Origin of the sequence: Piscibacillus salipiscarius, assembly GCF_042685285.1 — a bacterium.
GTDB lineage: Bacteria > Bacillota > Bacilli > Bacillales > Alkalibacillaceae > Piscibacillus > Piscibacillus salipiscarius.
Window position 1 is genome coordinate 51,525 of record NZ_JBHUMZ010000023.1, and the last position, 15,080, is coordinate 66,604.

Below are 15,080 nucleotides of genomic sequence, written 5' to 3' on the forward strand. Positions count from 1 at the left end.
AGTCTAAAGAATCATATCACAATTTTAGATTGTAGCAACTTTTCTTAAACTTAACAACACTTTAATCTTATAAAAATATTGGTAAATAAAAGTTCGATAATTGCGAATAGTTCGATTTCAAGGGTTTTAGCTATATTTATCTTAACCTAATGATCTTCTTTTATAATTATTCGTTTATATGTAGATCCTTTTTGAGATAGTAGTTTAACGATTTGTTCTGTTTTGGTTTGGTCATTAGGAGAATTATCTCCGTCTGTTAAATGTAAGATTTCGGCCTTTATTTTAGTTTCTTTTATTTGCTTTAAAGGTGTATAAAAAGACGTTCCTCCTATAAATTTCGGAAGAGGAATTTCACTTTTATTATAATCGAAAATGCTTTGATCATGGAATAAGATGATGTCATAATTCCAGTTTTTAAGATAATAGCGAATGGTTTCTGTATGGGGATTCATTGAATAGGAGGTATCAACTAGTAAAAGTTTTACAGCAAGATGGTTAGTAAGTTTAATCCTATTGAAGTTAATACTTTCTTCTAAATTTTTTTGATAGGCTAAGTGAGTTAATAGTGTTCTTTTTATATTTATTTTTTGTGTATGAATATAATTTGATGGTTTGTGCTGTAATAATAATCTTTTAAGTTGTTCATCGCTAATTGGTATACGGCTTTTCGTCTTTGCTTGTTTTTGAACTTTTTGAGTTATAATCGGCGGCCTCTTATGAAAAAAAGTTGGTGGCTGTTGTTCATAATGCATTATATACGCTCCTTAACTTTTTTAAATTTATATGATTAGAAACCGCTAATTATAAATAAAGCCCGCTCTTAAAACAGAACGGGCTTCAATTATTTAACCTTCTAGTAATAGATCATAAGGATCTTCAATCATTTGTTTTACTCGATCAAGGAATTGTACGGCTTCACGGCCATCAATGATTCTGTGGTCGTAAGACATCGCGATGTACATCATAGGACGAACCTCGATTGAATCATCTGGCATTACTTTAGGGCGTTTTTCGATCTTGTGCATTCCTAAAATACCTACTTGAGGAGTGTTTAGGATTGGTGTTGATAATAATGAACCGAAAATACCACCGTTAGTAATGGTGAATGATCCGCCTTGTAAATCTTTTAATCCTAATTTACCATCACGAGCTTTCTTCGCAAGTTCACCAATTTCGCTTTCAATTCCTGCAAAGCTTAGACGATCTGCATCACGAACAACTGGTACAACTAGACCTTCTTCAGTTGATACCGCAACTCCGATGTCGTAGAATTGCTTCTTAACAACTTCATCGCCTTGAATTTCCGCATTGACTAATGGGAATTCTTTAAGTGCTCCAACTACAGCTTTAGTGAAGAATGACATGAAACCAAGTTTAACACCATGTTTTTCTTGGAATGCTTCTTTACGCTCAGAACGAACTTTCATCATATTTGTCATGTCTACTTCGTTAAATGTAGTTAGCATAGCAGCTGTATGCTGCGCTTCAACTAGACGTTTCGCAATGGTTTGACGACGACGTGACATTTTCTCACGTACAACCGGCTTATCAAACTCTGTTTTCTCAGCAGATTTTTCTTCTTTCTTAGAAGATTTCTTACCTGAGTCAGCTTTAGCACTCGCAGCAGCTTCAACATCTTCTTTAGAGATGCGTCCTACTGGATCTTTAGGTTTGATTTCGCTTAAATCAATACCTAATTCACGAGCCCTTTTACGTGTCGCAGGCGATGCTACTGGTTGATCAGCTTGATTATCACTTTCGCCTTCTTCATCAGTTTGAGGCGACTCTTCTTTAGCTTCAGATTTTTCTTCTTTCTTCGGCTCTTCTTTCTTCTCTTCTTTGTCGCTAGAATCATCGGAGTCATCTGATCCTGATGCTTCACCGTTTTCATCTACTTTAGCAATGACATCGCCTACTTCTACATCATCACCTTCTTCAACTAAAACCTCTGCGATCACACCAGAGAAGTCTGAGTTTACTTCAACATTAACTTTGTCTGTTTCTAATTCTACAACTGGGTCACCTTTTTCAACTTTATCGCCTTTTGAGACAAGCCATTCAGCAACCGTACCTTCTGTAATCGATTCGGCTAATTCAGGAACTACAATTTCCTTCACTTTCATTTCCTCCTTTAATCGAGCGTTAATGCTTCATTAATAATTCGATTTTGTTCTGACTTATGAATGTTCGGACTACCAACAGCTGGTGAAGAACGATAAGGGCGTCCAACATATTCAAGCTTCTGTTTAACCTTTTTGATGGACTGAATTCTTTCTTTAACAAAATCCCAACTACCCATATTCTTAGGTTCTTCTTGTACCCAAACAATCTCTTCTACATTTTTATATTTTTTCAATATCTTTTGTAGCTCTTTATCAGGGAAAGGATAAATTTGTTCTAAACGAACAATGTGAATCTCTTCATTAGGATCTCGATCCTCTAACTCTTCTTCAATATCAACCATGATTTTTCCGCTACCTATAACAAGTCGTTTGACGTTATCTGGCTTTTCTCCAATTCCTTCTTGTTCAAGAATGCTTAAGAATTTGCCATTTGATAATTTTTCAGCTTCAACGGCTACTCGTTGGTTACGAATTAGACTCTTCGGTGTCATAAGTACAAGCGGACGAGCAGCTTCTGTTCCTACAATCGCAGCTTGACGACGTAATAAATGGAAGTACTGAGCTGAAGTTGTCACATTAGCAACTGTCCAGTTATTTTCAGCTGATAACTGTAAGAAACGCTCTAGGCGTGCACTTGAGTGCTCTGGGCCTTGACCTTCATAACCATGAGGCAATAGCATAACCATACTTGCAATTTGGCCCCATTTTGCACGGCCAGCTGCAATGAACTGATCAAAAATGACTTGAGCCGCATTCGCAAAGTCACCATACTGTGCTTCCCAAAGTACTAAAGTATCATCTGACTGAACACTGTAGCCATATTCAAACCCAAGAACACCAGCTTCAGATAACGGACTGTTGTAAATGCTGAATGATGAATTAGCATCTTCCAGACCATGGAAAGGGCTGTATTTTTCTTGAGTATTGACATCATTTAATACGGCATGACGATGCGCAAACGTACCACGTTCAGAATCCTGGCCTGTCATACGAATTGGCGTTCCGTCTTTTAAAATTGAAGCAAATGCTAAGGCTTCACCTAAAGCCCAATCAATTTTCTCGCCATCATCGAATGCTTTTTCACGGCGCTTAAGGATTTTTTCAAGTTTCTTAAACCCTTCAAATCCTTCTGGACGTTTTAACATATCTTGATTAAGCTTCTTCAATGCATCTAGTTCAACGGCTGTTTCAATTTGATCCAATCCATTTACAACTTCATCAGGTAAATCAGGAACTGAAGGATCTTTAAATTCGCTTTCCTTCATGTTGTCGTAAATTTCACGAAGCTGTTTCTTTACGTCTTCTTTATATGTTTTAGACTCTTCTTCAGATAATACTTTTTCTTCAACAAGACGATTAGCATAAACTTCATATGCAGTTGGATGATTATCGATATCTTGATAAAGCTGAGGCTGCGTACCTCTTGGTTCATCCATTTCATTGTGCCCATAACGTCTATAACCAACTAAATCAATTAATACATCTTTTTTGAATTGTTTACGGTACTGATATGAAAATTCAACTGCAGTTAAACATGCAATTGGGTCATCTGCATTGACATGAATAACAGGAATTTCAAATCCTTTTGCTAAATCACTTGCATACTTAGTTGAGCGTCCATCTTGGTGGTTAGTTGTGAAACCTACTAAGTTATTCGCAATTAGATGGATGGATCCACCCGTTTCATATCCTCGTAATTGGGATAGGTTTAACGTCTCCGCAACAACACCTTCACCGATGAATGCTGCATCTCCGTGAATTTGAATGTTAAATGCTTTATTAACATCATTCTTTGCATAGCCACTCTCATCACGCTGATCTTGTACCGCACGTGTATACCCACCTACAACGGGATTAACAAACTCTAGGTGAGATGGGTTGTGTGCTAGTGTAATCCTTGTTTTACTTTCATCGCCTTCAACATACTCACGGTTTGCACCAAAGTGATATTTTACATCACCTGTCCAACCATAGTTAATACCTGTTGAACCTTCTGATGGTACTAAAGTTTTATCCGGTGCATGAGCAAACTCAGAGAAAATCATTTCATAAGGTTTACCTAATACATGAGCTAATACATTTAAGCGACCACGGTGAGCCATTCCCATCATAATATGATCTACATCATCTTTATGAGCATTCATCACCATACGATCTAGCATCGGCACCATGACATCTAAACCTTCTATAGAGAAACGCTTCTGGGCCACGAACGTCTTAGCTAAGAACTGTTCAAAGCCTTCAACATCGCCTAAACGCTTTAAAATCTGTTTCTTTTGTTCATTATCTACAGAAACATCAAAAGCGCCAGTTTCTACTTTCGTGTAGAGCCACTCGCGTTCATCATCGTCAGGAATATGATTAAATTCGTATGAAATCGTTCCTGAATATTTCTTTTTTAGATGCTGCACAAAATCCCAAGCATTTCTAACGTTGCTTGGTACTTTTGGTGTTAATAGTTTAGCATCAAGTTGTTTAAGGTCACCTTCAGTTAAATCATATTTTTTAGGATCAACTAAAGCTGAATACCTATCATCCTGCTTTCCAACTGGAAAAATATCCGCTTCTAGATGTCCGTGTCTACGGATTGCCTCAACTAATTTCATCGCGGATGTTAGCTTTTGTAAATCAGCTGTTGATGTCGCTGACTGACTAGTTGATGATTCACCAGTTGATTGAGACACCCAAGTAGGTGCTCCGTGTTCGTCAAACATATGACGCAGTGTTTCATCAACTGCATCAGGGTCATCTAGGTATAGATCATACTGCTCTTCTACATAGCCCATATTCGGACCATGAAAAGCATCCCAAACATTGTCATTAGACCCTTTGATTGCCACTGTTTACTACCCCCATCAGTTTTCGAATAAGTAATTATTTCTACTTGTTTTATTAGCAGTTTTTTAAGTTATCTCTATCGAATTGTTTACCCTTTCTAGAGTATTCACAAACAATTATAAAATCATAACTTAAAAAACATCATAATCATCACAATTAGTATATATGAAAATTTACCAATAGAAAAGGTAAACACAACAAAAATTGTCGGATTAACGCATATAATTAAAAATAGCTTCTTACTCCTTCAGACAAGAGGTTTAATAACTGGTCTTGCTGAGTTTGGTCAATATAGTGCCCTTGACGCTTCAAAGCAGGCAGAATAGTTACCTTAAACCACTCTTCCAGTTGAGCTTTTTTACTTAAAATATATGAATCAATAATCACCTCTTTAGCATCTGAGGGGAGCTCCTCTAACGTGATTCTAGTTAAATCCACATTTAAATATTCTAAAGAAGATTTCAGTTCGGTTTGGTTGCTATCATCCATTCCTAGTGCATTATGTATTTGCTTTTGGTCATGTTGTATAAAGTGATGGATGGCTTCTGAATCTGTTCTTTCTATTATGGATCTAAGTAGCTTCAGCCATTCAAAATCATAGTACTTATAAGCTATTTGAATGTTATACATCACTCCATCTTTTAATTCATGGGGTAAGCGATAATCCTCTTGAATAATCCTTTTCAATTCATCTAGTAAATCATGAGCACCGATTTGTTTCAAGTTTTTTGCACAAACAATAGACAAAACCTGAAACGCATAGCGTGGATCAAGTCCTATCATAGATGATTCAAACTGTTTCTGCTTATTAAAATGTTCTAGTGTTTCAATCTTCGTAAGTCCTTTAAGGGGCTTTTTCATTCTGGTGAATATAAGAGCAGCAGCCAAGGCTTCTAAGGCCTGATACCCCAAACGTTTGCAGTCTTGCTTTAATATTTTTTGTTTGTAAATATTAACCTCATGATTAATAGATAGCGTGTAGCCAACTTTTATAAACACCATTCGATTTAAAACAGGAGATGGTTCATCTGTTGTGACTCGTAGTAGATCGGGTTCATTTGTATGTCCAACCACAACCTCATCAGCTGACAACATCGATTGTCTAGATATTTTATACTGATTTTCTTCTGCTAGTGATAAAAAAGGGTATAGTAATTTGGGTTCTGCCTTGAATATTTCCTGTAATTCTAATAGGCCTCTGTTAGCAGCTTGAAACTCACCATCATATCTATATGCTCTAGGGTCGGATGGTGATCCATATTTAGTTATATTCGCGTAATCAATGGATCCAATTAAATCAGAGGTATCTTGCGTATAAGGGTCTGCTGGGAAAAACGTCCCAATTCCTTTCCGCCCTGATTTAGATATGTAGAATCGTTCAACGGGTACTGCTTTCCAATCCTTCCATTCGTCATTAAGACGCATTAAGTTATAAGGAGATAGCGTTCCACAAACCGTCATTGGTAACTGTTCTCTCACGTCATCTGGTAAGGCTAATAGAGGGTCTTCTTGCATTGGACACCCGCTTATTTGATATATAGCGCCTTCTTCAGTTTGCGTATATGTTTCTAATGCTCTTTTTAAAAAACGAACGATGCTTGATTTTCCGCTTCCGGGTGGTCCGACTAAAATAAGCATACGTTTTTGAATATCATATCCTAAACTTGCCGGGCGCAAGTACTGCTCATTAATTTGATTGATCAGCTCTTCGTTAACATCATTGGGAATGTGATTGCTCTGAATGGCATACTGAACAGCATGGTATAATAACTCATGAGCTCTTTTAGGCCTAAAAGTTCCTTTTAAAATAAGATGAACATACTCTTCTAAAGACAAGTTGTATTCCATCAATGAACACCTCCTGTCTTATATGTATTCAATTAATATTCGAGTTTGAGCTAATTTTAATTTGAACAGATTTTGACAATAGTTCACAATCAGAAATTTTTTGGTTATAATAAAATTAATGATGTTGAATAGAGGTGGATCTTCATGAAACTAGCAGTTATTTTAGGAGTTTGTATTACATTTATTGTATCGATCTTCACAGCTGGTTACGATGCAAAACCAGGACAACCTAAAAAATAATATTAAAAAGGAGCTTGGCGGCGAGTCCAAGCTCCTTTTTCTTTTATAATACACATTTAAAGATAATTGCTAACTTCCTAACAACATTTTCGGTCACCTTACCAATAATTAATAAAAAAGGCTACTCCAATAGGAATAACCTTTAATCTAACTTCGGAAAACCTTGCTGTCTTAATGCCTCATATACAATAATGGCTGCTGTATTAGATAAATTTAATGATCTAACTTGATCTGTCATATGAACTCTAAGGCATCGATCTTCTAAACCTTCGAGTAATGACGTTGGAATCCCGTCTGTTTCGCGTCCAAATACAAAGAATATATCTTCTTCTGGATTACTATAGTCATAGTCTGTGTAGTATTTAGTTCCAAAGTTTTCGATATAGTAAAAGCTAGCCTTCGGGTACTTTTCATATAATTCATCTAAAGAATCGTAATATAAAATATTCACATCATGCCAGTAATCTAAGCCTGCTCGGCGCAACATTTTATCTTCTGTTGAAAAGCCTAAAGGACGAATTAGATGTAATGTTGAACCAGTTGCTAACACGGTTCTTGCAATGTTCCCTGTATTAGCTGGAATCTCTGGTTGATATAAAACGACATGTATTCCCATGATGACACCTCTTTAATTCGTTAATAACCGAGATGTATTATAGCATATTTTAACTCGTTTGGTGTAACCAATGTTCGGATGCTGTTTCGTGATGTAGTAGAAAGCGCTTATGATCAAGCCCACTTGCATAACCTGTTAACGATCCATCACTGCCTATAACTCTGTGGCATGGAATCGCAATTGAAATTGGATTCTTATTGATCGCTCCACCAACAGCACGTAATGCTTTTATATTCCCAATAGATTTTGCGATATCCTTATATGTCCACTGCTCGCCATAGGGAATCTCTTCTAACGTCTTCCATACTTGTTTTTGAAACTCAGTTCCTAATAAAGTTGTCTCAAATGAAAATTGATTTAGGTTCCCATTAAAATAACGAAGAAATTCATCTATTGCCTGACTGTATGCACCATCTACAAATTCCGGTTCTGCAATGTCGTGCTTTTGACGCCACTTCTCGATCCATTCATCTCGGGCATTTAACTCACCCATTTTCACAAAATAAATGGACTCTCCGTCGCCTCCAATAATAATATTGCCAACTGGTGAATCAAACGTCGTCATTTTTAAAGGTTTCATCAACATCGTCCCCTTATACTTTTTCCTTGAAAAAATCTAACCCTTTTTCCATCTCAAATAAAACATCATCATCAGTTTCTTTAGACATTGCTTCTTCAATCATTTCGCATGCGTCTGATCGTCCGATTTTCCCTATAGCCCAAGCCGCAGTACCCCGAATGACAGGTCTTGGGTCATTATGCATGAGGTCTTCTAATGTCTCAATTGATGTTTCATCTTTATAATGTGCTAAGGCAACGATAGCGTTACGTTGAATCGGTTTCTTGCCTCTCCAAGAACCTGACATGTTCCCGAAATTCTCCTTAAATTCCCGGTTTGAAATTTTAAGAAGTGGAATGAGTTTTGGTTTAGCTAACTCAGGGTCTGGTTCCATCTCAGGATGTAGATGATAATCCATGCCTTTATTCTTTGGACAAACTAGCTGACACGTGTCACATCCGTAAATGCGATTACCTAACTTTTCGCGAAACTCATCTGGTAGAAAGTTTTTCGTTAACGTCTGGTAAGCTACGCAGCGCTGGGCATTAAGCTGACCGCCTTCAATGAGAGCGCCTGTCGGACAAGAATCCACACAGATATTACAATCCCCGCACCCTTCTTCAATTGGTTCGTCTGGTTCAAACGGAATATTGGTGATCAATTCACCAAGATAGACCCATGAGCCATATTCTTCTGTAATGAGGTTGCAGTTTTTTCCAACAAAACCGATTCCTGCTCGCTCAGCCACAGCCCGGTCAGATAACTCACCTGTATCAACCATGGCTTTATAAGCGGCTCCATCTAGCTTTTCTTGTAAAAACTCACCTAACAGGTTAAGCTTTTCTCTTAAAACATCATGATAGTCTTTTCCCCAAGAAGCTCGTGCGAAAATCCCTCGGCGCTCACCTTTTCGACTTTTCGGAGCATTTTTCATACGAGATGGATAGGCTAAAGCAATTGAAATAATTGATTGAGCCTTTGGCATTAGCTGTGTTGGAGTCGTGCGTTCTTCAATGCTGCCCTTTTCAAAACCGGACTGGAAACTCAAAGACTGTTGTACAATTAAACGCTGCTTTAGTGTGTCAAACGTATCTGTAGTTGTAAAACCGATCTTTTGAACACCGATTTCCTCACTATATTTAATTAAATCTTTTTTTAATTGCTTAATATCCACGCACGACCCTCCTTTTTATAAAAAATTACGTCGAATTTGAAGCGAAATTAATTTAAGACTAACTTGATGTGGACAAATGATTCATTAATGCGATCTTTTTATTCGAAATGCGGACAATTAAGTCGCTGATACGAACATTTATGGACAATATACGCACAATTAAATCGCCTATGCGAACACAACTAAGCGAAATACGGACAGTGTAGCCGGAAATGTGAACACTTTAATACGATATGCGGACAAATAATCCGTAGATAAGGACTCTTCTAAGCAAAATACGGACACAAGGTCCGCCGATACGAACAATTCTACACGGAATACGGACACTTCACCCGATAATTAGTCTATTTTAATTTTCCTCAAGCGATTAATAGCAGCCGCGATTTCAAATCGTCTCGGCTCTGCTAAATCGCCTGGGTGCTGTTCTTGATTTTTTTGTGTAAAACTTAGGCCTTTCTGCTGCATTTCTTTTTCAAAGTGATCCAACCATTCAGTTAGAGTTAGATCCTCTTTAAATGGTGCATGCATCGCCATATATTTTAACATATTTGCAACCATTCTTGTTTGGGAATCATCGACAATTTGTTCAACTAATGATAGGTCAATAGCATCGCGTCCGATCATGACGGTGTGACGACTCTTTGCTTGAACTTTAGCTTTTTTACCTAATTTGTTTTTAATTGAATTAGTCACGACCGTTCGATTTGTCCAAGAACCGAATTCATTTAATGCATTCGGCCACTCAACTGGATGATTTTTGGCAATTTCACGTGCTTCATTGGTTACATTAACTGGCACATAACGGTCCATCATGATGACATTGTCAGCAATATCAAAATAATCACCTGAACCACCCATAACCAGTACCGTTGAAACATCTAATTCATCACGCAATTGTTTAACCTTTTGAACAAACGGGGTAATCGGTTCTTTATCCTTCACCACCAGTTGTTGCATGCGTTCATCACGTATCATGAAGTTTGTCGCACTTGTATCCTCATCGATTAGAAGAGTCGATGCCCCAGCTTCGAGAGCCTCCATGACGTTCGCAGCTTGCGATGTACTTCCGCTTGCGTTTTCTGTTGTAAATGTACTTGTATCAGAACTGTTTGGTAAATCATTAATAAATGGTGAAATATTGACTTTACTAATGCTCCGGCCATCCTCAGCGCGAACTTTAACTGCACTAGGATCTGTTAAAACATATTCTCTTCCATCACCGGCAATATGCTCATATACCCCTTGTTCAAGTGCTTCAAGCAATGTACTTTTACCATGAAATCCGCCACCAACAATTAATGTAATGCCTTTCTTAATGGCCATTCCCGCTAATGGTTGATCACGATACGGAATTTCAAATGACACTTCATTCTCTTTTGGACTTTGGAAAGGTACTGCATCATTTAAAGGCTTTGTACTAACGCCACTTTTTCTTGGTAAAATAGCTCCATTTGCAATAAACGCAATCCAATTCTCTTCCTTCATTTTTTCTCGAATGGCATCATGTTGGTCGGCCAACTGCATCGAGTTTGTTAGATCCTCTGGTTTTAGATCAAAAATAGAATGCTGCAGGATAGAAGGAATAGCTTTAAAGAAAAGCTTTTCCGCCTCTTTTCCATTAATTCTGCGACCATTTGCCGGCAGCCCAACTGATAAACAGATTGTCACGTCATCTTCAGTAAGCTTAACGGCAGAACGTTTTAAAATTGCCTGGTCAGGACCATCTATTGCGACCATGCCACTTTTGCCGCTTCCTTTAACGTGCGTATTCTCTTTAAAAACTGCTTGCTGCACCCTGCGTGCCATATAATCTTCAATATAAGTGTTACGTCTTTCTGTCTCTAACCAGGATTGGTCAATTTCTTGATATTTTCGTGGAATCGTTAAACGAATTTTTGAAGGAGCTGCAAACGGGTCTCCTTGAACATAATCAATGTGTAAATGGTAATTAGAAAAATAATAACTGCCTTGTAGACTTTTATAGGCTTTATAGCTCTTGCCATCGATTTGCTTCATTTTCTGCTGTAAAAATTTCATCTATGAACCCTCCGTCACTTTTTCATCCATTTTTTCAATTTTGCCCATTAAATTCTTTCTCCAGATAATTGGTGCGATAATTAAGATGACATATAAGATAATTACGGCTGTCATGGTCCAACGATTCCCCACCACTAAACTAGCACCCATGAAATTGTATATCAAGGTGCCTGGAATAATACCAATCATCGTTGCTTTAAGAAAATCTTTAAACCGTACTTTCGACAAACCGCACCCGTAACTAATAAGATCAAAGTTTACAATCGGTAAAAACCTAAGCATTAATATATAAAAGAAACCTTTCTCCTCAAAGTTGCTTTTTAACTCAAGTACTTTTTTATTTTTAAGTTTCTTGAAAGAATCTTCACCCATATAACGTGCAATCCAGAAAGCCACGACTGCCCCTAAAGTTGCACCAATAAAAGCAAGTATTGAACCCCACCATGCGCCAAATGCTAATCCGCCAACGATTGAGAACACTGAGGCTGGAAATAACGCTAAAGGTCTTAGCATAAACAATAATAAATAGAACGCTGGGGCAAACCAACCAGCCATATAAATAAATGTTCGAATATCTTCTGGAGAAACATGCCAAAGACGTTCATGAAAAGCATATAGTACGATGATAAAAGCAAATATAATGGTTCCTTTAATAACTGTTTTTAGCTGCATGATCGTTCACCTTCTAAGTCGTTTATATCACAATATATTCCCTGAGATTACTTTACTTAATCAAAACTGTAACTTTGCTTAAATTAAATCGACTGTATATCTAAACAAATTTAGGGGGTCAATTTAATGAAAAAATGGGTGGTGTTTCTTAGTCTTTGTTTAATGATGGGATTGTACGCATGTAGTAACGACTCAGCGAATGAAAGTTCAGAAGGAGAAGCTGAATATGATATGGCTGAAGAGTCAAGCCAATCAAAAGAAGGGTTCTCGCAAAATAATCAATCTGAACAATCCACCGAAGAGGTTGCTGATGAATCCGAGGAAAAATCAGCAACAGACTTTGATAGCACACAGCAGATGATTATTTATAAAGGAAATATTGAAGTTGAGGTTAAAGATTTCGGTAGTATGGCTTCACGTATTAAGCAGGAGCTTGATCAGATTGGTGGATATATCGTTGAATCCAATCAGTATTTGCAAGGTGAACACAAGAAAAAAGAAGGTTACATGGTCGTTCGAGTTCCTCAAGATCACTTTGATTCATTTATGTCTGGATTAGAAACAGACAGTTCAAAGATCTTAAGTCGCAGCCAGCAAAGCGAAGATGTATCGGAAGAATATGTAGATCTGGTATCTAGGCTAAAGGCAAAAGAAGCTGTTGAAACCCGTCTTCTTCAATTTATGGAGGGAGCTGAAAAAACAGAAGATTTGCTTAGAATCTCAGATGACCTTTCCAAAGTTCAAGAAGAAATTGAACAAATCAAAGGCCGTATGAATTACTTAGAAAACCACGTTGCTTTTTCAACCATTCACATCAATATCACTGAACGCAAAGTAAATGTGCCAAACGTTCAATCACAAGAAGATTTAAATACGCTAGCAAAAGCGAAACAATTATTTATGAATACGGTTAATTTTCTATTATCAGTCGCATCTAGCTTACTCGTTTTAATTGTTGGGTTATCACCGGTTTTAATTCCATTACTTATTATAGGGGTTATCATTTTTATAAAATTGAAGCGACAAAAGACGAATTAATCAATCAAGCTCTCCTTGAATATAATACATTATTAATTTATAAGGAGGGCTAACATGCAAAGACCTAACAATCCACCTATTACGGTTGATGAGTTAGATGAGCGTACATTACCATTTTGTGCAACTCGCGATGACCCAGCCCCATTATTCACAGCAGACGCATTATTTAATAATCAAATTCAATCCATTGATTTAGAGGACTATCGTGGGTCTTGGGTTATTCTATTTTTCTATGCAAGTGATTTCACCTTTGTCTGACCTACTGAACTCGCAGCAGTTGCTGCCATATATCCTGAACTTCAATCTATGAATACTGAAGTTCTCGGAATAAGTACAGATAGTGTGTTTGCTCACAAAGTTTTTAAGGAAACTTCACCATCTGCAATGACAGTCGAGTTCCCGTTAGTGAGCGACCGCAATCAGCGAATTAGCCGTGGGTACCGTGTATTGGATGAAGAATCCGGGACGTCTTTTCGAGCAACGATTATCGTTGATCCAGACGGAATCATTGTTTCCAAAATGATTTACCCTAGAGAAGTAGGTCGTAGTTCCGATGAGATCTTGAGACTCATGAAAGGAATACAATTTGGACGTGAAACTGGTTTAGGGGTACCTGCCAACTGGGAACCAGGAATGGACGGAATTCAAAGGAATTTCAATGATATTGGAAGGTACTAAATATTTATATTTGAATACTATGTAAGGGGCTTAGGAAATTTCTAAGTCCCTAATTTAATTCAATTACATTTTATATTTCCCTTTGTTTTGAAAAGAAAATTCATATATTTTTTTAGTCAAAAAAGCACGTGAATCCAAATATAAATTCACGTGCAAAAAAATATTTGTATTTGAAAGTTTTCTGACGCAATTTTAATTTACTCCATGTACTTTTTTAAGAATTGCTCTAATGTCTCAATATATTCATCACGATAAATCGCAAAGGCTTCACCGTGACTTGAGTTTTCAAAAACCTTAATTTGCGCTTCACTATTCGTATGTTTGTACAATTCTTTCGTCATTCTCGTTGGCACAAAATCATCGCTGTTACCATGAATATATAATATTGGGACCTCTGCCTTTTTAACTTGCTTTAATGCAGAAGCTTCTTTTAATGAATAGTCGGCTTTCGCTTTAGTTACTAGACTAGTCGAATCTAGTATAGGAAATGATGGTAAATTAAACATACGTCCCATTTGATAGTCAAACAAATCATACACACTCGTATAAGGACTGTCAGCTACAATCGCGTTCACATTTGAGGGCATGTCCTCTCCACTAGCCATTAAGACGGACGCAGCTCCCATTGATAAGCCATGAAGGATAATTTCCGTATCTTCACCTTGTTTTTCAACTAACTTGTTCACCCAGTCAACTAAGTCCAACCGACTATGCCAACCAAAGCCTATATAATCCCCTTGACTTTGGCCATGGCCTCGCAAATCTACTGAAAGCATGTTATACCCTAGTTCTTCATAATAATATTCACCGTAAAGCCCCATGTCTCTAGCTCGACCCAAATAACCATGAGCAAACACTACGGTTTTATTAGTAGGTTCTTCAGCTTCTAAATAGTAACCTTGCAGTCTTAAATCATCAAACGACTGAAGTTCCCAGTATTCGAAGTTTTGATTATCGACCCACTCACGCCAACCACCACTTACAAACACGTCCATGGCTTCACGAGACACGACTAAATCATCATTATTTTGCAGAAAGTCTTTCTTTTCACGTTTAATAGCTAAATCATAAAAATAAAAACTCGCAAATATATCTATTAACATTAGTAAAACTAATAATCCTATCCCGACCTTAACCCATTTCTTTTTTAACAAAGTCCTTCCCCTCTCGATTCTCTGGTGCTTATGTCCTATTATACAGAAAATTCGGGATAATTGTCATTGGGAATCGGTGGAATTTAATATTGGTTAAATTTAA

11 protein-coding genes and 1 pseudogene are annotated in these 15,080 nt (G+C 37.3%); 2 read left to right on the forward strand and 10 right to left on the reverse strand.

From position 1 onward, the window contains the following. Positions 1–146 precede the first annotated feature (146 nt). From ACFSW4_RS10620 to ACFSW4_RS10660, 9 genes and pseudogenes are all read right to left on the reverse strand, one after another. Positions 147–752, reverse strand: coding sequence for a hypothetical protein (locus tag ACFSW4_RS10620; protein ID WP_377329187.1), 606 nt, complete (start codon positions 750–752; stop codon positions 147–149). Positions 753–845: 93 nt separating this feature from the next. After that, complete coding sequence (odhB, locus tag ACFSW4_RS10625) at positions 846–2,117, reverse strand: 2-oxoglutarate dehydrogenase complex dihydrolipoyllysine-residue succinyltransferase (protein ID WP_054753733.1); 1,272 nt, start codon at positions 2,115–2,117, stop codon at positions 846–848. Next, a pseudogene (locus ACFSW4_RS10630) lies at positions 2,095–4,909 on the reverse strand (2-oxoglutarate dehydrogenase E1 component). Before ACFSW4_RS10630 ends, odhB begins: the two are co-directional and overlap by 23 nt. 277 nt (positions 4,910–5,186) lie before the next feature. Then, positions 5,187–6,809 carry a hypothetical protein gene (locus ACFSW4_RS10635; protein ID WP_377329189.1) on the reverse strand — a complete coding sequence of 541 codons (1,623 nt, stop codon included), beginning with the start codon at positions 6,807–6,809 and terminating at the stop codon, positions 5,187–5,189. Positions 6,810–7,191: 382 nt separating this feature from the next. Next, positions 7,192–7,665 (reverse strand): tRNA (uridine(34)/cytosine(34)/5-carboxymethylaminomethyluridine(34)-2'-O)-methyltransferase TrmL, encoded by a 474-nt coding sequence (trmL, locus tag ACFSW4_RS10640; protein WP_054753742.1) that lies wholly within the window; start codon positions 7,663–7,665, stop codon positions 7,192–7,194. Positions 7,666–7,714: 49 nt separating this feature from the next. Next, on the reverse strand, positions 7,715–8,245 hold the full coding sequence (locus ACFSW4_RS10645) for a methylated-DNA--[protein]-cysteine S-methyltransferase (RefSeq protein ID WP_377329191.1): 531 nt from the start codon (positions 8,243–8,245) through the stop codon (positions 7,715–7,717). 13 nt (positions 8,246–8,258) lie between these two features. After that, positions 8,259–9,398 (reverse strand): tRNA epoxyqueuosine(34) reductase QueG, encoded by a 1,140-nt coding sequence (queG, locus tag ACFSW4_RS10650; protein WP_377329193.1) that lies wholly within the window; start codon positions 9,396–9,398, stop codon positions 8,259–8,261. 339 nt (positions 9,399–9,737) lie between these two features. Beyond that, the gene (locus ACFSW4_RS10655) at positions 9,738–11,435 is read right to left on the reverse strand and encodes an ABC-ATPase domain-containing protein (RefSeq protein WP_377329195.1); all 1,698 of its coding nucleotides are present in this window, start codon (positions 11,433–11,435) and stop codon (positions 9,738–9,740) included. Beyond that, positions 11,436–12,107: a TVP38/TMEM64 family protein gene (locus tag ACFSW4_RS10660; RefSeq protein ID WP_054753745.1), complete on the reverse strand. Its 672-nt coding sequence runs from the start codon at positions 12,105–12,107 to the stop codon at positions 11,436–11,438. A gap of 126 nt (positions 12,108–12,233) precedes the next feature. On the opposite strand from ACFSW4_RS10660, the gene ACFSW4_RS10665 reads away from it, so the two are divergent. Beyond that, positions 12,234–13,145 carry a DUF4349 domain-containing protein gene (locus ACFSW4_RS10665; protein ID WP_377329197.1) on the forward strand — a complete coding sequence of 304 codons (912 nt, stop codon included), beginning with the start codon at positions 12,234–12,236 and terminating at the stop codon, positions 13,143–13,145. A 54-nt stretch (positions 13,146–13,199) separates the two neighbouring features. Next, on the forward strand, positions 13,200–13,823 hold the full coding sequence (locus ACFSW4_RS10670; protein WP_279401653.1) for a peroxiredoxin: 624 nt from the start codon (positions 13,200–13,202) through the stop codon (positions 13,821–13,823). A 197-nt stretch (positions 13,824–14,020) separates the two neighbouring features. Here the strand turns inward: ACFSW4_RS10670 and ACFSW4_RS10675 are convergent, their stop codons facing one another. Beyond that, positions 14,021–14,977 (reverse strand): alpha/beta hydrolase, encoded by a 957-nt coding sequence (locus ACFSW4_RS10675; protein ID WP_279401654.1) that lies wholly within the window; start codon positions 14,975–14,977, stop codon positions 14,021–14,023. Between the last annotated feature and the right edge of the window lie 103 nt (positions 14,978–15,080).